Source organism: Rhodococcus sp. BP-261, assembly GCF_019835205.1.
GTDB lineage: Bacteria > Actinomycetota > Actinomycetes > Mycobacteriales > Mycobacteriaceae > Rhodococcoides > Rhodococcoides kyotonensis_B.
The window spans coordinates 43,958-62,859 of the sequence record NZ_JABUCO010000004.1 but is presented as its reverse complement, the minus strand read 5'-3'; the positions used below and the strand labels follow the sequence as shown (position 1 = coordinate 62,859).

Sequence of the window (18,902 nt, the reverse complement as noted above, 5' to 3'; positions counted from 1 at the left end):
TTCGCTGTCGGGGTGGCGGGATTCGAACCCACGACCTCTTCGTCCCGAACGAAGCGCGCTACCAAGCTGCGCCACACCCCGTGTACCGCGTGCAGAAGTCTAGCGTACGACTGCCTCGGAACGCGAAACGCCCTCGTCGGACCCGGTTTTTCCGCCCTTTCTCGGGGCCGGAGTGAGCGTCAACAGCGTCGCTTCGGGCCTGCAGCAGAACCGCGCGGGAGCCCACGGGGACGTGCCGATGCCGGCCGAGACGTGCAGCTGGGTGTGTGCGCCCCACTTCGACGGACCCTTGACCCGTGAGCGGTCGAGCTGGCAGTTGGTGACGAGCGCGCCGTAGAACGGCAGGCACAGCTGACCGCCGTGTGTGTGGCCCGCGAGAACCAGGTCGTAGCCGTCCTCGGCGAAACGGTCGAGGACACGCGGCTCGGGGGAGTGCGTGATGCCCAGGCGCAGATCGGCCAGCGGGTTGGGCTGACCGGCGATGGTGTCGTAGCGGTCGCGCTTCAGATGCGGATCGTCGACGCCCGCCGACGCGATCCGGACACCGGCCACCTCGAGCTCCCGACGGACGTGCGTCACGTCGTGCCATCCGCGCTCGGTGAACGCGGCACGCAGGTCGCGCCACGGCAGCGACTCGCCCAGCACGCGCTTGTGTTCCTTCTTGAAGTACAGCAGCGGGTTCTTCGGCTTCGGCGCGAAGTAGTCGTTGCTACCGAACACGAACAGGCCGGGACGCGCGAGAAGCGGGCCGAGGGCTTGAACGACGGCAGGCACCGACCGCATGTGCGACAGATTGTCGCCGGTGTTGACGACGAGATCCGGCTCGAGCCGGTCCAATTCGCGCAGCCAGTTCTGTTTCATGCGCTGGCCCGGCATCATGTGCAGGTCGCTGATGTGCAGCACGCGCAGCGGAGAGGATCCTGGTTCGAGGACGGCCATCGACGTCTCGCGCAGCGTGAATGCGTTGCGTTCGATGAGCGTTGCATACCCGATCCCGAGTGCTGCGGCTCCCGCGGTCGCGAGGGCTGCGCTCCGGACGGGTGCCTCGGCCGCGCTCCGACGAGCACGTGCTGCGGCATCGAGAATGCTGGAGTTGGTAGCACTGTTGTTCACGAACACACAGCCAACGATACGTCAGGCCTGGGAATCGACGTGCGGTGTCGGGGAGAGCCCGCGTAGCGTTCTGTGACATGTCCGAACTCAAGTCCCAGCTCCGATCCGATCTCACCGCCTCCATGAAGGCGAAGGACAAACTCCGCACCGCAACGATCCGGATGCTTCTCTCCGCGATTCAGACCGAGGAAGTCTCGGGCAAGGAAGCCACCGAGCTGACCGACGAGCAGGTGCTCAAGGTGCTCGCGAAGGAGTCGAAGAAGCGCGGCGAATCCGCCGAGATCTACACCGAGAACGGTCGCGGAGAGCTCGCGGCCAACGAGCGCGCCGAGGCGCAGATCATCGACGAATACCTACCGACGCCGCTGACCGACGCCGAGCTCGCCGACGTCGCGGACACCGCGATCGCTCAGATCGCCGAGGAGATCGGTGAGCGTCCGGCGATGAAGCAGATGGGTCAGGTCATGAAGGCGGCCACGGCGCTCGCCGCAGGCAAGGCCGACGGCTCGCGCATCTCGAAAGCGGTCAAGGATCGGCTCTAGCGAGCCGCGCACGTGCGTGGGAATGTATAGCCCGCTACACATTCCCACGCACGTCAGCGCGGAGCGGTGAGCCCCGGTATCGCCGGGATCTGAATGTTCGGCGGAATGGTCGGGATCTCGATGTTCGGCAAGGACGGGACCGCGGGCGCGGCAGGAGCCTGACGCACCGACCCGTCGCTGACGTAGATCGTGATGGTCGATCCGGGAATGGCCGAACCCGACGGTGACTGCGACGTCACCGTCCCGCGGGAGGCCGAGCTCTCACTGGTCGCGACCGACACCTGGAAGCCTGCGCCCTGCAGCGTCGACGTCGCCGAACTCTGCGACTGACCCGTGACGTCGGGAACCTGTCCGTTGGCCGAGCCTCGCACGTACTTCTGATCCACCGGCGGCAGTTCCACCGGACCGAACTTCGTCGCCACCGGACTCATCGCGTTGTACCAGGTGCGGGCCGGCTCGTTACCGCCGAACAGGTTACCGTCGCCGCACGGGCGCAGCGGGAACGAGCAGATCTCTCCGGGCGTCGGCGAGTCACCGTAGGTGAGCACAGCAGCGGCGTAACGGTTGGTGAACCCGAGGAATCCGGACGACATGTGCGACTCGGTGGTACCGGTCTTGCCTGCCATCGGAAGCGTCCAACCGACCGAACCTGCAGCCGACGCCGACGTTCCACCCGGCTGATCGTCCTTGCTCATCGCGTTCGCGAGCGTGTTGGCCAGACCCGGCTCGACGACCTGCTCGCAGGCCTGCTGCGTCACCGGAACCTGCTTGCCCTCACGGTCGAACACGGAGTCGATCGGCGTGGGCGGGCACCACTTGCCCCCGGACGCGAGCGTCGCGGCCACGTTCGAGAGCTCGAGCGGATTGACCCACGTCGGTCCGAGGGTGAACGAACCGAGGTTCTGCGACTTCTGCATGTCGGCCATGCTCTGCTCGCCGAACCCGGACGTGTTGGGGTCGGCGTACGACCGCAGCCCGAGACGCACCGCCATATCGACCGTCGGTGTGACGCCGACGGACTCGATCAGCTTCACGAACGCGGTGTTCGGCGACTGCGCCAACGCGTCGGTCACGGACAGCTGAGCCGGGTAGTTACCCGCGTTCTCGACGCAGTACGTGGCAGCCGGGCAGCCGCGGGCACCTCCGTCACCCATTCCCTTGACCTCGGCCCGTCTCGGCACCTGCAACACCGCGCTCGTTCCCAGGCCGCGTTCCATCGCCGCTGCCGTCGTGAACACCTTGAAGATCGATCCCGCGCCGTGACCGACGAGAGAGTACGGCTGAGCCTGCACGGTCTCGTCCGCGTCGGCGTCGAGGCCGTACGTGCGGCTACTGCCCATCGCGAGGATGCGATGAGAATCCTGACCCGGTGCGACGACGTTCATGACCGTCGCGACGTCGTCGACCGTCGGGCTCGTGTTGGACACCAACGCGGCTTTGGTCGAGTTCTGGACCTCCGGATCGAGCGTCGTACGGATGAGGTATCCGCCCTTGTCGATCTGCTCGCGACTGATACCTGCGTTGGCCAGGTACTGCAGTGCGTAATCGCAGAAGAATCCGCGGTCACCCGCTGCGATGCAGCCCCGGGGTAGCGAGTTGGGCGTCGGGAGGACGCCGAGAGGCTCGGACTTGGCGGCGCGGAACTCGTCGGCCCGGTCCGGGATGTTCTGGATCATCGTGTCCAGAACGATGTTTCGTCGTTCGGTGACGCCCTGCTCGTTGGTGTACGGATTCAGCGCGGAGCTGGACTGCACCATGCCGGCGAGCATCGCGGACTGCTTGGCGTCGAGCTGGCTCGCGTCGACACCGAAGTACGTCTGTGCGGCGTCCTGGATGCCGAACGACGCGTTGCCGAACGGCACGAGGTTCAGGTACCGCGTCAGGATCTCGTCCTTGGTCAGTTCCTTGTCGAGCGTCAGCGCCATCCGGATCTCACGGATCTTGCGGGCAGGCGTCGTCTCGATCGCCGCGCGGCGCTCGGCGTCGGTCTTCGCGACGACCAGCAGCTGGTAGTTCTTCACGTACTGCTGATCGAGCGTCGACGCGCCCTGCTCGACCTGGCCGCTCGTCGTGTTGGTCAAGAACGCGCGCAGCGTGCCCTGCCAGTCCACGCCCTGGTGCTCGGCGAAGCGCTTGTCCTCGATGGAGACGATGGCGAGCTTCATCTCGTTGGAGATCTTGTCGCTCGGCACCTCGAATCGCCGCTGCTCGTACAACCAGGCGATGGGATTGCCTGCGGCGTCGACCATCGTCGACACCGCGGGAACAGCACCCTCGACCAGTTCGGCGGACACGTTGTCGACGGTGTCGGCCGCACGATTGGACGCGTAGCCGAACCCTCCCGCCAACGGGAACATGACGCCGGCCAACAGAGCACCTGCAAGTGCGGAACATCCGGCGAGCTTCGCCACGGTTTTTCCAACTGACACGACTGACAGAGTACGTGTGTCGCGCCCCCTGTCCCAGGTGCCGTCGGAGAGCTATGCGAGTAAGCCCTGGTCGGGACGCGCGTACCAGAAAAGTGCCGTTGTCATCTTGCGTTCGACGCTGTCTTTACCTAAATTGTGAGCACGGTGTGATTCACATAACACTTGCATATGAATGTGGGGCAGCTCCTAAGTCGGTGTGCTTCGAGCGGTGAAGCAGTCGTCGGTACGGGGCTTGTGGAATGTCCAACGAGGGCGTTCGAATTGCAAAGGGGTATCCGCAAATGCACACGACAGCAGCACCGGCGCGGCTCGATGTCGAAGAAGCAGAAGCTCGAATTGCCTGGGTGTCCCAGGCCAGATGCTCGGGCACGGATCCTGACCAGCTTTTCGTCAGGGGGGCGGCACAGCGTAAGGCCGCAACGATCTGCAGGCACTGTCCTGTACTGATGCAGTGCGGAGCCGACGCACTGGACAACAGGGTGGAATTCGGCGTCTGGGGTGGGATGACAGAACGGCAACGGCGTGCACTGCTCAAGCAGCACCCCGAAGTCGAATCATGGGCGGACTTCTTCGAGTCGCAGCGCCAGCAGCAAGCTGCGATCTGACGGCGGTCAGGCCGACTGCGTCAGCTGATCGGCCACCGCACGCAGGGCGTGCAGATCCGACACCTCGAACGGTAACGACGGCACGCCGACGATCGGAACTCGCGGATGCGCCGACGTGAACCGTCGGAGCAGACGCAGTTCGCGAGTCGCGGTCACCGAACGGGCAGCGTGGATTCGTAGAACTGCTGCGGTCAACGCCGCTGCGTCGTCGTCGACGTCCGTCAACTGGTCCGCGGCCGTGACCGCGTGATCGGCCGGCAACGCCGACAGCGTCGGGTGGGTCCGATTGAGCACGAGGCCCGCCAGCGGCATCCCCTCACCGCTGAGCCTGTCCACGAAGAACGCCGCCTCACGCAGCGCGTCGGGCTCCGCCGCCGCGACCACGATGAAACTGGTGCCGGGTGCCCGCAGGAGCTGGTAGGTGCGCGTCGCACGTTCCCGGAAGCCGCCGAACATCGAATCCAGCGACTGCACGAACGCCGACGCGTCCGTCAGCATCTGGCTGCCGATCACCGTCGACACTCCGCGTAGTGCCAGGCTCATCGCGCCCGTCACCATGCGTGTCAGGCCGCGGCCGGGGGCCATCAGCAACCGGATGAACCGGCCGTCGAGGAATGATCCGAGACGTTGCGGGGCGTCCAGGAAGTCGAGCGCGTTACGCGACGGCGGCGTGTCCACGACGATCAGATCCCACGTCCGATCCGCGGCGAGCTGGCCCAACTTCTCCATCGCCATGTACTCCTGCGTGCCGGAGAACGACGACGCAACCGTCTGATAGAACGGGTTGGCCAGCACCTGCTCGGCCTTCTCGGGCGTCGAATGCTCGATGACCATCTCGTCGAACGTGCGACGCATGTTCAGCATCATCGCGTGCAGCTCGCCCTTCGCCCCGGCGGGCAGCTTCACCGGCTGGGGTGAATTGTCGAGCTCACCGACCCCGAGTGCCTGCGCGAGACGCCGCGCCGGATCGATCGTCAGCACGACGACCTTGCGTCCTTCCTCGGCAGCCCGCAACGCCATCGATGCGGCCGTCGTCGTCTTGCCGACGCCGCCTGCCCCGCACACCACGACGATGCGCGACGACGCGTCGCGCAGAATCCTGTCGATGTCGAGGACTGCCGTTTTACTTGGAACGGTCACTTGACACCCTGCTCTCTGAGTTCCGCCGCCAGTTCGTACAACCCACCGAGGTCGACGCCGTCGGCGAGCATGGGAAGGTGCAGGCGTGCCGTATCCAACTCGTCGAGCTGGGCGGCGCTCTCGACCTGCGCGGACAACGTCGACGCATGTTCGATGGTTTCGGTCAGCAGGCCCGCGAAGTCGTCGTCGGACAGCGAAATCCCGGTCTTCTCCAGCCCGGTCCGAATGGCTGCCGCGTCGACGGTTCCGTGTGCCGCGTCGGACAGCGCGTCCGCCGGGAGATAGGCAGGCTCGGTGCGATTGACGACGACGGTGCCCAGGCGCAGGTCGGCGGCTTCGAGCTCGCGCACTGCGTCGGCTGTCTCCTGCACCGGCAGCGCCTCGAGCAGCGTGACGAGGTGCACGACGGTGTCGGCCGAGTGCAGCAGCCGCACGACGCCTTCGCTCTGCGAGCGCACCGGACCGCCCTTCGCAAGGTCTGCCATCGCTTTGGTGACGTCGAGGAAATTCCCGATCCGACCCGTCGGCGGGGAGTCGACGACGACCTCGTCGTAGACCCGCCGGCCCGCCTTGTCCGTGCGGATGACGCACTCCTTGACCTTGCCGGTCAACAGCACGTCGCGCAGGCCGGGGGCGATGGTCGTCGCGAACTCGATAGCGCCGATCTTCCGCATCGCGCGGCCGGCGAAGCCGAGGTTGTAGAACATGTCCAGGTATTCGAGGAACGCCGTCTCGATGTCGATGGCGAGCGCGTAGACCTCGCCTCCGCCCTCGGCCGACGCCACGCGCGTCTCCGTCGGCGGCAGCGGCGGAACGTCGAACAGCTGGGCTATGCCCTGGCGTCCTTCGACCTCGACCAGCAGGACGCGCCGCCCGTCGGCGGCGAGCGCCAACGCCAGCGCGGCAGCGACCGTCGACTTCCCGGTGCCGCCCTTGCCCGAGACGAAATGAAGTCGCGCGGCGGCAGCCTTGTCCGGCCAGCCGTCGAAACTCGATGTAGCCACACCACGACCATATAGAGGAATCGCGAACTGCCTCGTCAGAAACGCACTTCAGCTCGTTGCGTCGGCAACATCGGCGACGGCGTCGGCCAGGATCTCGGCGTAGCGCTCGTGGTCCGGGAACGTGTCGGGGCACGCGACGACGCATACCGAGACCGCGTCGCCGAGGCCGTAGAAACCGTGGGTGAGCGACCGAGCAGGCCCGAGCATCGGAAACCCGGCCGTGAAGGTGGCCGGTCGACCGCACAGCTCGAGATTTGCATCGCCTCGGTCGACGCTGACCACGGTGACGTTCGTCAGCACCGATTCGGGAACGCGATGGTTCGGCGGTATGCGTCGGGCGTTCAGCTTCCTCATCGCCAGAAAAATCGGCGCGGGGATCCGGTTCTCCGCGGTGATCCACCGCAGCAGAGCGGGGTCTGCGATCTCGGCGCGGGCGCGCGACAGCGACTCGCGGATCGCGCGTGCACGCTTCCGCAGATCGGGGATGCTCACGTGCAGATCGACGGTTCCGTTGACGATGCGGTTGACGGCGGTCCACCGTGCATCCTCGGGAACGGCCATCGGCACAAGTGAATTCAAGCTCTCGGGCGCCCCGTCGCCTATTTCGGCAAGGTACCGTTCCGTGGCCAGGCTCACCGCGGCCAGCCCGAGCGTCGTCACCGACACGGACTTCTTCGCGAAAAGATCCGGCGGACATACGTGTACGTGCGATACGCGTGCGGGAGTCGGGTCGGCATTGCTCGCTATCGCGGGGCGCGGTGAATCGCGTTGTGCTGGTTGCGAACCGTGCACGCGCTCGTAGTCGCGACGTGCTCGCCATGCCGCGACGCGGGCAGTCGCCGTCCGAAACGGCAGAGCAAGCGCCGAGGCGATCGCGATGGGAAGAAGCGACGCCGACGTCCGAGCGGGTTCGTGTCCTGCGGACGTCTCGGTCGGCTTCGGCGCGAACAACAGCCGCGCGAGCCGTGACGCACCTCGGCCGTCCGTCAACGCGTGACTGACCTGGAACACGACGACCACGGCATTGCCGGGGGTCTGCGGAACCCCGGACACCTCGCGGGCGACGTGGATATGCCATGCCGCGCGTGTCGCGTCGACCGGGTCGGTGAGAAGGCGGTCGACGACTCGTCGGAACTCCGGCCACGTCGGCGCGTCCGAGATTTCGTGAACGTGCGACTGCGCCGGCGCGTCGTCGAACACCCAGCGCGGGAAATCGAGATTGCCCGGCACTTCGACGATGCGTTGCGCCAGTTCGGGAATGCGCTGCGCTCGGGCTTCGACGAAATCGCAGATCTGACGAAACGTGGGCGTCGGCCCGGCCGGAGCGAACGCGAGCAGGACGTATTGGTCGCGCGACGCATCACCGGAGTAGTGGAATGCGGCGTCGATGATGTCGAGGCGACTCACGTGTGGCACCCTCTCACAGTTCGCGGATCGAATCGATCAACGATTCGACGTACTTCTCGTGGTCGGGAACGACATCGGGGCACGCGAGCACGACGACGGTGATGATGTCGCCGCCACCGAAGAAACCGTGCACCAGTGGGCGGTTCTCGGCCAGCATCGGCGTACCCGACGTGAATGTCACACGGCTGCCGCATAATTCGAGCATCGGTCGAGTGCGGCCGCGGTCCACGCTGACGACGTTCGTGTGGGTCCAGAACGTCGTCGGACGCACGGTCTTTCGACGTTGCCGAAGGCGCTGCGCGGCAAGTACGACGGGTGCAGGCAGAAGTTCCTCCGCGCGAGCGATGTCGAGCAGTTCGGGTGACGTGACGCGTCGGCGTTCGGCGACAACCGATTCCGCGATCAGTCGAGCCCGCTTGGTCGGATCCGATTCACCGAGGTGCAGATCGACCATGCACGACAGAGCCCGGTTGGCCGACGACCATTCGATGTCGGGACCCAGGGAGACCGGGACACTCGCGTTGAGGACGTCGGGGATGTCGTCGCCGTGTGCGCGCAGGTACTTCTCGGTCGCCGACGCGACGGCGGCCAGGGCCGCGGCCGTGACGGGAACCCCGCGTCCCCGCAGCGCCGACGCGGGCAACGGGACGATGTGGACGGCACGGCTGCCGGTGGGATCGACCGTGAGCCGCGTCGACGGTCCGGGCCGTACCGGCGGCGCCAGCTGAGAACGACTGGCTGCGTAGCGTTTTCGGGCCGAACGAATGTGAAGTCCGTAACGGGCCAGTCGTATCGGCGTCGCGAGTACCGACGCGGTCGCGGCCAGTATCGGTGCTCGTGGCCGTCGGACAGGGGCGTGTCCGGGTAGCGCTGCGCCGACGACGTCGTCGGGTGTCCCGGGAGGTGCGAACAGTGCACTCGCGATGCGGGTGAGACCGAGACCGTCGGTCATCGCGTGACTGACCTGCAGGACGACGACCGTCGCCGCGCCGTCGACCGTCGGCACATCGCGGACGCCTCGGAGAACGTGCAGATGCCAGGCCCGGACCCGCGCGTCGAGACCGACCTCGAGAATGGACGAGATGCGCGTCTGGCACTCGGGCCACGACGTGCCCGTGAGGTCGTGGTCGGACAGGTGATCGGCGGTGTCGCCGGCACTGGGAACCCACGACGGGAAGTCGAGGCCGAGTGGCGCTTCACGCAGCACGATGTTCAGGCCTGGCACCACCGGTCGCCGCGCTACGACGTGCGCTTCGATCGCCTCGAACGTGGGAGGGACGGCGTCCTCGGCGTCGAACACGTAGATGCCGTACATGTCCGTCGGTCCGCTCACCGCGCGCAGGAAGTGGAACGCCGCGTCCTTGATGTCCAGTTTTGCCATGGTGAGTGGACTGTAAGGTGCACTCAGCGGTCTGCGCCAATGCGACTAGGCTCACCCGCATGAGCGAACGAATCACCTGGGAATACTTCACCGCGCCGGTCCTGATCCACGCGACCAAACAGATCCTCGACAACTACGGAGCCGAGGGCTGGGAACTCGTCACCATCATGTCCGGACCCAACGGGGGCGACACGTTGGTGGCCTACTTCAAGCGTCCGAAGGTCTGACGCATGGCTGACTGGTCGACGCGCCTGGACGAGCTCGGCATCGAGCTGCCGTCCGTCGTACCCCCTCTGGCTGCGTACATTCCGGCCGTGCAGACGGGTTCGCTGGTCTACACGTCCGGACAGCTACCGATGGTCGCAGGCGAACTGACCGCGACGGGCAAGGTCGGCACCGACGTGTCCGCCGAGGATGCCGCCGAGGCAGCCCGCGTCTGTGCCCTCAACGCGCTGGCTGCCATCGACGCCCTCGTCGGGGTCGACGCGATCAAGCGGGTCGTCAAGGTCGTCGGCTTCGTCGCGTCGGCACCTGGATTCACCGGGCAGCCCGGTGTCGTCAACGGGTCGTCGAACGTCATCGGCGAGATCTTCGGCGACGCGGGCAAGCACGCCCGGTCAGCGGTGGGCGTCGCGGAACTGCCGCTGAACGCGCCCGTCGAGGTCGAGCTGATCGTCGAGGTGTAGGGGCCTTCGGCCCACGTGAGCGCGAATGTATAGCCCTCTATGTATTCGCGCTCACGTGTGCGAGCACCTTCTGCAAATGCAGACCCCGCTGCACCGAGCAGGGATGGTCGATTCCGGACTCGATCGACTCCAGGAACTCGTCGAGCAGCACCGCGAAGCAATCCGTCGCGGGCGTCGACCTGTCCGCCAACGACACGACACCGTCGCTGCCGCTCAGTTCCACGCGAAACAGCGACGGCTGCACCGGCGTCCGCAGCGACAGCGACGAGGTGCTGATCGCGCCGCCGTCGTGCTCGAGCACGACGGTCCACGTATCCGACGCCGCATCGAGTCGCGCCAGAGCGACCCCGGCGATGGGACCGAGCGCGACATCCAGCAGATCGAAGACGTGTGGTCCCACATCGAACAGAGCTCCGTCGCGATGGCGCCATTCGGACAGCGAGTACTCGCCGCCCAGCACGGCCCCCGAGAGCCACGTCCCCGACCCGGCACTGAACGTCCGTCCGTCGGTCTCCGCGAGAAACGCCCGCGTCTCCGGCGCGAACCGACGCGTCAGCGCCACGATCGACCGCACCGACGCGTGTCCGACGGCGTCGGCCAGCCGGCGCGCCTCGTCGAGCGTCGCGGCGATCGGCTTGTCCAACAGCATGTGCTTGCCCGCCTCGGCTGCCGCGACGGCCATCGGTGCCTGCACCTCCGGCGGCACCGCGAACGAGACGGCGTCGACATCGGCGAGCAACGCGTCGTAACTGTCGTACACGGGCGCTCCGACGGCCGCCGCCGCGTCGGGACGTCGCGCCCACACTCCGGCGAACTCGACGCCCGGATGCGCGGCGAGCGCGGGACCATGCGTCGACCGCGCCCAGGGGCCTGCACCTACCAGTCCGATTCTCATACTCCTAAAGTACGGCTATGACTCTCGCGCACCCGGCCTACGGTCAGCTCCGGCAGGTAACCGACACCGCGGCGGTTCTGCTCGCCGACAATCCAGGCAAGATGACGCTCGACGGCACCAACACGTGGATTCTTCGTGCACCGGGGAGCGGCGACTGCGTCGTCGTCGATCCGGGACCGAAGGACACCGACCATCTCGACGCGGTGGCGTCGACGGGCAACGTCGTGCTCGTGTTGGTGACCCACCGCCACAAGGACCACACGGGCGGACTGAAGAAGTTCCACAAGATGACGGGTGCGCCGATTCGCGCGCTGTCGGAGAAGTACGTTCACGGCAGCACGACGCTGACCGACGGGGAAGTGATCGACGCTGCGGGCGTTCGCATCACCGTGTTGGCGACACCCGGGCACACCGCGGATTCGCTCAGCTTCGTCCTCGACGACGCGGTCCTGACCGGCGACACGATCCTCGGTCGCGGCACGACGGTGCTCGACCCGAAGGACGGCACGCTCGCCGACTACCTGTCGTCGCTGGACCGTCTCGAAGCCGCGGGCGACGGCAAGATCGCGCTACCAGGGCACGGCGCCGAGGTTGCGAACACTGCCGAGGTGGCGCGGTTCTACCGCAAGCACCGGCTGGAACGGCTCGATCAGATCAAGGCGGCGCTCGACGAGCTCGGTCACGATGCCAAGCCGATGCAGGTGGTCAAGCACGTCTACGCGGACGTCGACAAGAAGCTGTGGCCAGCTGCGCGCATGTCGGTGAAGGCGCAGCTGACCTACTTACGGGAGAACTAGCGCGCGCGACGAGCGAGACGCTCGGAATCCGAGATCAGCACGCTCTTGCCTTCGAGGCGCAGCCATCCGCGGTGCGCGAAGTCGGCGAGAGCCTTGTTGACGGTCTCGCGCGATGCGCCGACGAGCTGGGCGATCTCTTCCTGCGTCAAGTCGTGCGTGACGCGCAGCGAGCCGGCTTCCTGCGTGCCGAAGCGCTGAGCGAGCTGCAGCAGAGCCTTGGCGACGCGTCCGGGAACGTCCGTGAAGATCAGGTCGGCGAGGTTGTTGTTGGTACGACGCAGGCGACGGGCCAACACGCGCAGCAGCTGCTCGGCGATCTCGGGACGCTGATCGATCCACGCCTTGAGTGCGTCGCGATCCATGCTGACCGCGCGCACCTCGGTGACCGTCGTCGCGGTCGACGTGCGGGGGCCGGGGTCGAAGATCGACAGCTCACCGAACATGTCCGACGGGCCCATGATCGTCAGCAGGTTTTCGCGTCCGTCCGGGGAGCGGCGTCCGAGCTTGATCTTGCCGGAGACGATGATGTACAGCCGGTCACCGGGCTCGCCCTCGTTGAAGACCACATGTCCTCGGGGGAAGTCGACCGGCTGCAGCTGCTTGGTCAGCGCCGCTACTGCGGAGGGTTCGACTCCTTGGAAGATGCCGGCCCGTGCCAGGACGTCGTCCACTTGCGCTCCTTTTGGGATGTCGCCGACCCAGTCACCCGCGCCGACGATGGCGTTTCTCGCGACACGAGTCCGCGCCTCTCACGACGCCCGGACTCATGTCCGTAATCAAACATGACATTTATCTCGGTGAAGTCTACGTCGCCGAGATCGGAAGTGAGTGGCAGGCGCCACCGAAACGTCGTGAAGAAATCGCACGTAATGGACCATTCACCGAGAATTCACCGTCGAACGAGGGTGTTCGACGCGTTTTCGGGGGTCAGCTTGCGCGTTGGTCGGCCAGGTCCTCGGCGTCGTCGACGACGGGCGCGCGGCGCTTGCGGTTGTTGAAACGGTCGAGCGCGTGCGGCATGCCCTCGTTCGCGAGCGTCGCGACCTCGGACGAACTGGCCTGATCGAGGAACTCCTGGACTTCCTGCTCGTGAACCCCCAGCTTGCTCAACCTGAACTCCACACGCTCCATGGCGAGCGCGAACATCATCAGGAGCACTGGAAAGAGCACCACGGCGAGTCCTTGCATACCGAGCAGTAAACACCCGAAAGGTCTCGATAAGAACACAGGGCAGATTCGTTGCCGATTCTTGTCCGTACAGTTGTGGAGTGAAATCGACTGCCGCCTCGGGCCCCGACGTGCGCAAACGCGAGGAGACCCGACTGGGGCTCGTGCGACGCGCTCGCCGCATGAATCGCGAGCTGGCCCGGGCTTTTCCGCACGTCTACTGCGAACTCGACTTCACAACTCCTCTCGAACTCGCCGTCGCGACCATCCTCTCGGCGCAATGCACCGACAAACGCGTCAACTTGGTGACGCCCGCTCTGTTCGTGAGATATCGCACTGCCCGCGATTACGCGGAAGCCGACCGAACCGAGCTGGAGGAGTACATCCGCACGACGGGCTTCTACCGCAACAAGGCGAACTCGTTGATCGGTCTCGGCGCGGCGCTGCTGGAGAAGTTCGACGGCGAAGTGCCCGGGAATCTGAAGGACCTCGTGACGCTTCCCGGTATCGGTCGCAAGACGGCCAACGTCGTGCTCGGTAATGCCTTCGACGTTCCCGGCATCACCGTCGACACGCATTTCGGCAGGCTCGTCCGACGGTGGCAGTGGACCGAAGAAGAAGACCCGGTCAAGGTCGAACATGCAGTCGGCGCGCTCATCGAGCGCAAGGAATGGACGGATCTGTCGCACCGCGTGATCTTCCACGGCCGACGCGTCTGCCACGCCCGCAAGCCCGCGTGCGGAGTCTGCGTTCTGGCCAAGGACTGCCCGTCCTACGGGCTGGGACCCGTCGACAAGGTGGCTGCGGCGGCGTTGGTGAAGGGACCCGAGACGGACCACCTTCTCGAATTGGCAGGAGTGGAGCCTGCGGAACGACCCTCGGGGTCAGGCGTGACGCCCGCTTCCGGAAGCGGGTCATGAACGCGTCTGCCGGCCGGTGGTCCCTCGCGGCGTTGGTCGTCGTCGCCGCGCTCGTGTTCGCGATCTGGCCTCGGGGGAACGACGAACCGACCACGACGACCGGTCCGGGGCAGGGCGCCCCGATCTCCGAGGAACGACGCGACGCCGACACTGCGCAGGCGCTTGCTCCACTGCGGGAACGAGCCGCCCTGGATGCATGCCCGACGCCTCCTGCCGGGGCCGTCTCGTCCGGCCCGCTTGCCGGTGTCGAACTCGAATGCATCGGCGACGGCAGCCGCGTCGACCTGGGTGCAGCGCTCGCGGGCAAGCCCGCTCTGATCAACCTGTGGGCGTATTGGTGTGGACCGTGCAAGGAGGAACTTCCGCACCTGCAGGAGTACGCCGACTCGGTTGCGGACGAGCTGACCGTGCTGACCGTGCACCAGGATCGCAACGAGGCCAACGGGTTGACGAAGCTCGCCGACTACGGCGTTCGCCTTCCGGGTGTACAGGACGGTGCAGGCCGTATAGCAGCCGCGGTCGGCGCGCCGAGCGTGCTACCGGTGTCGATTCTCGTCGACGCGGATGGCAATGTCGCCAGAGTGTTGCCACAACCTTTCCGAAGCGTCGACGAGATCGACGAGGCCGTTCGCACCGATCTCGGAATCGCCCGGTGACCGCGCCGCAGTGGTTGAAAGCCGTCGTCGACGCAGCCGGGGGAGAACGCGGCCTCACCGACACCGACGGCATCAATCCCGTGCTGCAACGTAAGGCCGTCGGCCCCGAGCCGACGCGTCCCGCCTCTGTCCTCGTGCTCTTCGGTGGAGCGTTCGACGCCGATCCGGCCGCTCGCGGGGGACTGCCCGCGGACGCCGACGTCCTGTTGACTCAACGAGCTGCGACGCTTCGGCAACACAGCGGCCAGGTCGCCTTCCCCGGTGGTGCAACCGATCCCGGCGACGAGTCTCCGATAGCCACCGCATTGCGCGAAGCACAGGAAGAGACGGGACTCGATCCGTCCGGTGTGCAACCGCTCGCGACGATGCCCGGAATCTACGTGCCGCCGTCGCGGTTCGACGTCGTTCCCGTGCTCGCGTACTGGAGAACGCCGAGCCGCGTCGGAGTCGTCGACACGAACGAGGCAGAACGCGTCGTCCGTGTGCCGTTGCGTGAACTGCTCGACCCGGACAATCGGTTTCAGGTCCGACACCCCGCCGGGTATCAAGGCCCTGCTTTCGCCGTGGACGGGATGCTCGTCTGGGGCTTCACCGGCGGTATTCTTGCGGGTCTTCTGGCCGTCTCGGGCTGGGAGACCGAGTGGGATACATCCGACATTCGCGATCTGGAGGCGAGCTTGGCTGCCGTTGGCGCAGGGTTGGAACGATGACGGGCGGGACCTGGGTCGACATCGTCGTCGTCGGTATCGCGTTGCTCGCAGCGGGTTCCGGATGGCGGCAGGGCGCGGTGGCGTCGGCGATGGCGTTTCTGGGCGTCATTCTCGGGGCTGTCGCGGGCATCCTGATCGCACCGCACGTTCTCGAGCACGTCGACGGGACGAGGCTGCGCGTGTTCGTCGGCATCGCGCTCATCGTGGTTCTCGTCATCATCGGCGAGGTGTCCGGGATGGTTCTCGGGCGGGCACTCCGTAGCGGAATGCATTCGCGCGGTGCCCGGTCCGTGGACAGCGGCGTCGGCGCGGTCCTGCAGGCTGCGGCCGTGCTCGCCGCGGCGTGGCTACTGGCGATACCGCTGACGTCGTCGTCGCAACCCGAGGTCGCCACTGCCGTGCGCAGTTCGCAGGTGCTCGGCAAGGTCGACGAGGTCGCACCTCAGTGGCTCCGCGGGATCCCCAAGGAATTCTCGGCGCTGCTCGACACGTCCGGGTTACCCGACGTCATCGGTCCGTTCGGGCGTACGCCGGTCGCGAACGTCGAACAGCCGGATCCCGCCCTGGCCGCGAGCCCGCTCGTCGCGCAGTTGCAGCAGAGCGTGCTGAAGGTTTCCGGTGTCGCACCGAGTTGCCAGAAGGCGCTCGAAGGATCCGGATTCGTCGTCGCACCGCAGGTCGTCATGACCAACGCGCACGTCGTGGCCGGAACCGAAGGCGTCACCGTCGATTCGCTCGGCACGGTCTACGACGCCGAGGTCGTGCTGTTCGATCCCGAAGAAGACGTCGCGATCCTGCGAGTCCCCGGGCTGGACGTGCCCGTCATGAACTTCTCGCCGGAGCCTGCGGTGTCGGGGGAGAGCGCGATCGTGCTCGGCTACCCAGGAGGTGGCCCGTACACGGCGAGTCCGGCACGTATTCGCGAAACCCTGAACCTGGAAGGGCCGGACATCTATCGAACCGGGACCGTCGAACGTCAGGTGTACACGGTCCGCGGATCGGTGCGTCAGGGCAACTCCGGCGGACCGCTCGTCGCCGAGGACGGCCAGGTGCTCGGACTCGTGTTCGGTGCGGCCGTCGACGACCCCGACACCGGATTCGTGCTGACGGCCGACGAGATCGGCGACGAGCTGGCCAGTGGTGTCAACAGCTCGAGCGTTGTCGGCACCGGCGCCTGCATCGTGTAGCGGCTACGCCGCACGTGCGTGCGAATGTACAGCCCGCTGTACATTCGCACGCACGACGGCGTCAGGCCCGGAGAATCAGCGCGTTGCCCTGACCGCCACCGCCGCACAGGGCCGCAGCGCCGACGCCACCGCCGCGGCGCTTCAGCGAATGCGCCAGCGAGAGCGCGAGGCGCGCACCCGACATGCCGACGGGATGGCCGAGAGCGATCGCGCCGCCGTGAATGTTCACCTTGTCGGCGTCCAGGCCGAGCTGACCGACCGTCGCGAGTGCGACACCGGCGAACGCCTCGTTGATCTCGACGACGTCGAGGTCGCCGACCTTCAGTTCGCCATCCTTTTCGAGCGCCTTCGCGATCGCGTTGGCGGGCTGGTGCAGCAGCGAGGTGTCCGGGCCGGCGACGAACGCCGACGTGCCCAGCTCGGCGATCCATTCCAAGCCGAGCTCCTCGGCCTTCGTCTTGCTCATCAACACCACGGCGGCGGCGCCGTCGGACAGCTGTGACGCGGACCCGGCCGTGATCGTGCCGTCTTCGAGGAACGCGGGACGCAACTTGCCGAGACTTTCGGCGGTCGTGCCGGCCCGGATGCCCTCGTCGTCGGAGACCGTCGTCGATCCGCGGCGGCTCTTGATCTCGACGGGCACGATCTCGTCGCCGAACCGGCCGTCCTCGGTCGCCGCAGCAGCGAGTTCGTGTGAGCGAGCGGCGAACGCGTCCTGGCCGGCGCGATCGATGTCGGTGCCCTTCACGTAGCGGTCGGTGGCCTCGCCCATGGACACGTCGTCGAACGCGCAGATGAGGGCATCGCGGTCGAGGGAATCGTCGAGTGACGCCGAGCCGTAGCGGAATCCGGTGCGTGCACCGCGCGCGAGATAGGGCGCGTTGGTCATCGATTCCATGCCGCCTGCGACGACGATGTCGGCGTCACCGGACTTGATCAGCCGATCGCCGTCGATGATGGCCTGCAGTCCGGACAGGCACAGGTTGTTGATCGTGATCGCAGGCGTCGTCAGCGGGATCGACGCGGCTGCTGCCGCCTGGCGGGCCGGGTTCGGCCCGACACCTGCCTGTACGACATTGCCCATGATGACCGCGTCGACGGATCCGACGTCGACCCCGGCCTTCTCGAGTGCGCCGCGGATCGCGTGCGCGCCGAGATCCGCTGCGCTGAGCGACGCCAGTGCGCCGGCAAGTTTTCCGATCGGCGTCCGTGCGCCCGCAATCAGTACGGTCTGTGTCATGTGCGTCTCCCGTGGTCGTCGGTGAGACGCACAATACTTGGGCGTCCTAGCGTTTTCGCACGCGCCCAGCTCCCGCGGGCGTCAGGGCTGATCGCGGCACAGCGCCAGAAGCTCCGCCGTCACCTCGTCGGGCGCTTCCTGATGCGTGTAGTGACCCGCGCCGACGACGGTGTGCAGACGCCGTTGCGGTGCCCACTTCGCGTCGGCCGCGACGGTCTTCCGCAGCACGTACGGATCGTGTTCACCGTGGATCTGCAGAACGGGAATGTCGAGTGTCGTGTCCATCGCCTGCATGAATCGGCGCCCGTCGGACCGGAATTGGCTGCGGAACGCCCACCGCTGATATTCCAACGCGCAGTGCGCGGCACCGGCGATGCGAATCGCGGATCGCATCTGCGTCGCGACACCGTCGAACTCGTCGCTGTTCTGCCACGAAGCGGAGGTCCGCGCTCGCAGAATGCGCTCGACGGCAGCCCCGTCGTCCTTGGTCAAGGCACGCTCGGGCGCGATCGGGACCTGATAGCGCAGGAAGAACGGCAGCAGTGCGCGTCGCTGACCCTTGTCGCGCAGGACGCCGTGCCGCAGCGCGATGGGGTGGGGCGACCCGACCAGGCCGATCGCGCGTGTCATACGCGGATGCAGCGCGGCCGTCGCCCAACAGACGAGACCGCCGTCGGCGTGTCCCACCAGCGTCGCGTTGGTGTAGCCGAGAGCGCGAATGAGCCCGACGACGTCACCGGCCAGGGTCCAACCGTCGTAGCCGCGAGGCGGTTTGTCGGTGTCGCCGTAACCGCGCAGGTCGACGGCCACCGCCCGAAAACCGGCGCTCGACAGCGCCGTCAGTTGATGGCGCCACGACCACCAGAAATCGGCGAAGCCGTGCAGAAGAACGACGAGCGGGGCGTCCGACGGCGCATCGGCGGTCTCGACGACGTGAAATCGGATGCCGTTGGCATGGACGTCGCGGTGGATCCACGGTCCACCGAAGCGAACGGTGGACGGATCAGGCTGGATCATCGGCGA

General features: G+C 66.6%; 20 protein-coding genes and 1 tRNA gene. 9 read left to right on the top strand and 12 right to left on the bottom strand.

The annotated features are described in order from the left end of the window. Window positions 1–7: 7 nt before the first annotated feature. Window positions 8–81 (bottom strand) — tRNA-Pro (locus HQ354_RS06065). An 18-nt stretch (window positions 82–99) separates the two neighbouring features. After that, window positions 100–1,086 (bottom strand): metallophosphoesterase, encoded by a 987-nt coding sequence (locus tag HQ354_RS06060; protein WP_068426697.1) that lies wholly within the window; start codon window positions 1,084–1,086, stop codon window positions 100–102. A gap of 104 nt (window positions 1,087–1,190) precedes the next feature. Here HQ354_RS06060 and HQ354_RS06055 point away from each other — a divergent pair, with 104 nt between their 5' ends. Beyond that, window positions 1,191–1,655 (top strand): GatB/YqeY domain-containing protein, encoded by a 465-nt coding sequence (locus tag HQ354_RS06055; RefSeq protein ID WP_068426643.1) that lies wholly within the window; start codon window positions 1,191–1,193, stop codon window positions 1,653–1,655. Between the two features lie 53 nt (window positions 1,656–1,708). Here the strand turns inward: HQ354_RS06055 and HQ354_RS06050 are convergent, their stop codons facing one another. Beyond that, window positions 1,709–4,066, bottom strand: a complete 2,358-nt coding sequence (locus HQ354_RS06050; RefSeq protein WP_068426639.1) for a penicillin-binding protein — start codon at window positions 4,064–4,066, stop codon at window positions 1,709–1,711. Between the two features lie 299 nt (window positions 4,067–4,365). On the opposite strand from HQ354_RS06050, the gene HQ354_RS06045 reads away from it, so the two are divergent. Next, window positions 4,366–4,689, top strand: a complete 324-nt coding sequence (locus HQ354_RS06045; protein ID WP_068426636.1) for a WhiB family transcriptional regulator — start codon at window positions 4,366–4,368, stop codon at window positions 4,687–4,689. A gap of 6 nt (window positions 4,690–4,695) precedes the next feature. Here the strand turns inward: HQ354_RS06045 and HQ354_RS06040 are convergent, their stop codons facing one another. Genes HQ354_RS06040 through HQ354_RS06025 form a run of 4 tightly spaced genes read right to left on the bottom strand, consistent with a single transcriptional unit; the run spans window position 4,696 to window position 9,621 of the window. After that, the gene (locus HQ354_RS06040; protein ID WP_068426635.1) at window positions 4,696–5,829 is read right to left on the bottom strand and encodes an ArsA family ATPase; all 1,134 of its coding nucleotides are present in this window, start codon (window positions 5,827–5,829) and stop codon (window positions 4,696–4,698) included. Beyond that, window positions 5,826–6,833, bottom strand: a complete 1,008-nt coding sequence (locus HQ354_RS06035) for an ArsA-related P-loop ATPase (RefSeq protein WP_068426634.1) — start codon at window positions 6,831–6,833, stop codon at window positions 5,826–5,828. Before HQ354_RS06035 ends, HQ354_RS06040 begins: the two co-directional genes overlap by 4 nt. A gap of 48 nt (window positions 6,834–6,881) precedes the next feature. Continuing rightward, window positions 6,882–8,240 carry a wax ester/triacylglycerol synthase domain-containing protein gene (locus HQ354_RS25865; protein WP_222634410.1) on the bottom strand — a complete coding sequence of 453 codons (1,359 nt, stop codon included), beginning with the start codon at window positions 8,238–8,240 and terminating at the stop codon, window positions 6,882–6,884. 13 nt (window positions 8,241–8,253) lie between these two features. Then, window positions 8,254–9,621 (bottom strand): WS/DGAT domain-containing protein, encoded by a 1,368-nt coding sequence (locus HQ354_RS06025; protein ID WP_068426626.1) that lies wholly within the window; start codon window positions 9,619–9,621, stop codon window positions 8,254–8,256. Between the two features lie 59 nt (window positions 9,622–9,680). Between HQ354_RS06025 and HQ354_RS06020 the strand changes: the two genes are divergently transcribed. Next, window positions 9,681–9,848, top strand: a complete 168-nt coding sequence (locus HQ354_RS06020; protein ID WP_114330453.1) for a DUF4177 domain-containing protein — start codon at window positions 9,681–9,683, stop codon at window positions 9,846–9,848. Window positions 9,849–9,851: 3 nt separating this feature from the next. Further along, window positions 9,852–10,307 carry a RidA family protein gene (locus tag HQ354_RS06015; protein WP_068426624.1) on the top strand — a complete coding sequence of 152 codons (456 nt, stop codon included), beginning with the start codon at window positions 9,852–9,854 and terminating at the stop codon, window positions 10,305–10,307. 37 nt (window positions 10,308–10,344) lie between these two features. Here the strand turns inward: HQ354_RS06015 and HQ354_RS06010 are convergent, their stop codons facing one another. Continuing rightward, window positions 10,345–11,202: a Gfo/Idh/MocA family protein gene (locus HQ354_RS06010; RefSeq protein ID WP_068426622.1), complete on the bottom strand. Its 858-nt coding sequence runs from the start codon at window positions 11,200–11,202 to the stop codon at window positions 10,345–10,347. Between the two features lie 17 nt (window positions 11,203–11,219). On the opposite strand from HQ354_RS06010, the gene HQ354_RS06005 reads away from it, so the two are divergent. Beyond that, on the top strand, window positions 11,220–11,999 hold the full coding sequence (locus tag HQ354_RS06005; protein ID WP_068426615.1) for an MBL fold metallo-hydrolase: 780 nt from the start codon (window positions 11,220–11,222) through the stop codon (window positions 11,997–11,999). Here HQ354_RS06005 and HQ354_RS06000 read toward each other — a convergent pair. Next, window positions 11,996–12,670, bottom strand: coding sequence for a Crp/Fnr family transcriptional regulator (locus tag HQ354_RS06000; RefSeq protein ID WP_019662947.1), 675 nt, complete (start codon window positions 12,668–12,670; stop codon window positions 11,996–11,998). The genes HQ354_RS06005 and HQ354_RS06000 overlap by 4 nt on opposite strands. Window positions 12,671–12,926: 256 nt before the next feature. Beyond that, the gene (locus HQ354_RS05995) at window positions 12,927–13,187 is read right to left on the bottom strand and encodes a hypothetical protein (protein ID WP_222634411.1); all 261 of its coding nucleotides are present in this window, start codon (window positions 13,185–13,187) and stop codon (window positions 12,927–12,929) included. 161 nt (window positions 13,188–13,348) lie between these two features. On the opposite strand from HQ354_RS05995, the gene nth reads away from it, so the two are divergent. From nth to HQ354_RS05975, 4 genes are read left to right on the top strand one after another with little or no spacing between them, the layout of a single operon-like run. After that, the gene (gene nth, locus HQ354_RS05990) at window positions 13,349–14,086 is read left to right on the top strand and encodes an endonuclease III (protein WP_261768530.1); all 738 of its coding nucleotides are present in this window, start codon (window positions 13,349–13,351) and stop codon (window positions 14,084–14,086) included. Beyond that, a complete protein-coding gene (locus HQ354_RS05985) occupies window positions 14,083–14,742 on the top strand; it encodes a TlpA disulfide reductase family protein (RefSeq protein ID WP_114330458.1) in 660 nt (219 codons plus the stop codon). Before nth ends, HQ354_RS05985 begins: the two co-directional genes overlap by 4 nt. Then, window positions 14,739–15,452 carry a CoA pyrophosphatase gene (locus HQ354_RS05980; RefSeq protein WP_222634413.1) on the top strand — a complete coding sequence of 238 codons (714 nt, stop codon included), beginning with the start codon at window positions 14,739–14,741 and terminating at the stop codon, window positions 15,450–15,452. The genes HQ354_RS05985 and HQ354_RS05980 overlap by 4 nt, the downstream gene beginning before the upstream one ends. Then, entirely contained in the window at window positions 15,449–16,639 is a 1,191-nt protein-coding gene (locus tag HQ354_RS05975; RefSeq protein ID WP_068426599.1) for a MarP family serine protease, read from the top strand. Before HQ354_RS05980 ends, HQ354_RS05975 begins: the two co-directional genes overlap by 4 nt. 61 nt (window positions 16,640–16,700) lie before the next feature. On the opposite strand, the gene HQ354_RS05970 is transcribed toward HQ354_RS05975, so the two are convergent. Together HQ354_RS05970 and HQ354_RS05965 are read right to left on the bottom strand one after the other, a co-directional pair. Then, the gene (locus HQ354_RS05970; protein ID WP_222634414.1) at window positions 16,701–17,879 is read right to left on the bottom strand and encodes an acetyl-CoA C-acyltransferase; all 1,179 of its coding nucleotides are present in this window, start codon (window positions 17,877–17,879) and stop codon (window positions 16,701–16,703) included. Window positions 17,880–17,960: 81 nt separating this feature from the next. Beyond that, complete coding sequence (locus HQ354_RS05965; protein WP_222634415.1) at window positions 17,961–18,896, bottom strand: alpha/beta fold hydrolase; 936 nt, start codon at window positions 18,894–18,896, stop codon at window positions 17,961–17,963. Window positions 18,897–18,902: the final 6 nt, after the last annotated feature.

Excerpts from the sequence above, each read along its gene's own strand:
- HQ354_RS06055 (WP_068426643.1), top strand. The coding sequence starts at position 1,191 with ATGTCCGAACTCAAGTCCCAGCTCCGATCCGATCTCACCGCCTCCATG.
- HQ354_RS06045 (WP_068426636.1), top strand. The coding sequence starts at position 4,366 with ATGCACACGACAGCAGCACCGGCGCGGCTCGATGTCGAAGAAGCAGAA.
- HQ354_RS06025 (WP_068426626.1), bottom strand. The coding sequence starts at position 9,621 with ATGGCAAAACTGGACATCAAGGACGCGGCGTTCCACTTCCTGCGCGCG.
- HQ354_RS06020 (WP_114330453.1), top strand. The coding sequence starts at position 9,681 with ATGAGCGAACGAATCACCTGGGAATACTTCACCGCGCCGGTCCTGATC.
- HQ354_RS06015 (WP_068426624.1), top strand. The coding sequence starts at position 9,852 with ATGGCTGACTGGTCGACGCGCCTGGACGAGCTCGGCATCGAGCTGCCG.
- HQ354_RS06010 (WP_068426622.1), bottom strand. The coding sequence starts at position 11,202 with ATGAGAATCGGACTGGTAGGTGCAGGCCCCTGGGCGCGGTCGACGCAT.
- HQ354_RS06005 (WP_068426615.1), top strand. The coding sequence starts at position 11,220 with ATGACTCTCGCGCACCCGGCCTACGGTCAGCTCCGGCAGGTAACCGAC.
- HQ354_RS05995 (WP_222634411.1), bottom strand. The coding sequence starts at position 13,187 with ATGCAAGGACTCGCCGTGGTGCTCTTTCCAGTGCTCCTGATGATGTTC.
- nth (WP_261768530.1), top strand. The coding sequence starts at position 13,349 with ATGAATCGCGAGCTGGCCCGGGCTTTTCCGCACGTCTACTGCGAACTC.
- HQ354_RS05985 (WP_114330458.1), top strand. The coding sequence starts at position 14,083 with ATGAACGCGTCTGCCGGCCGGTGGTCCCTCGCGGCGTTGGTCGTCGTC.
- HQ354_RS05975 (WP_068426599.1), top strand. The coding sequence starts at position 15,449 with ATGACGGGCGGGACCTGGGTCGACATCGTCGTCGTCGGTATCGCGTTG.
- HQ354_RS05970 (WP_222634414.1), bottom strand. The coding sequence starts at position 17,879 with ATGACACAGACCGTACTGATTGCGGGCGCACGGACGCCGATCGGAAAA.
- HQ354_RS05965 (WP_222634415.1), bottom strand. The coding sequence starts at position 18,896 with ATGATCCAGCCTGATCCGTCCACCGTTCGCTTCGGTGGACCGTGGATC.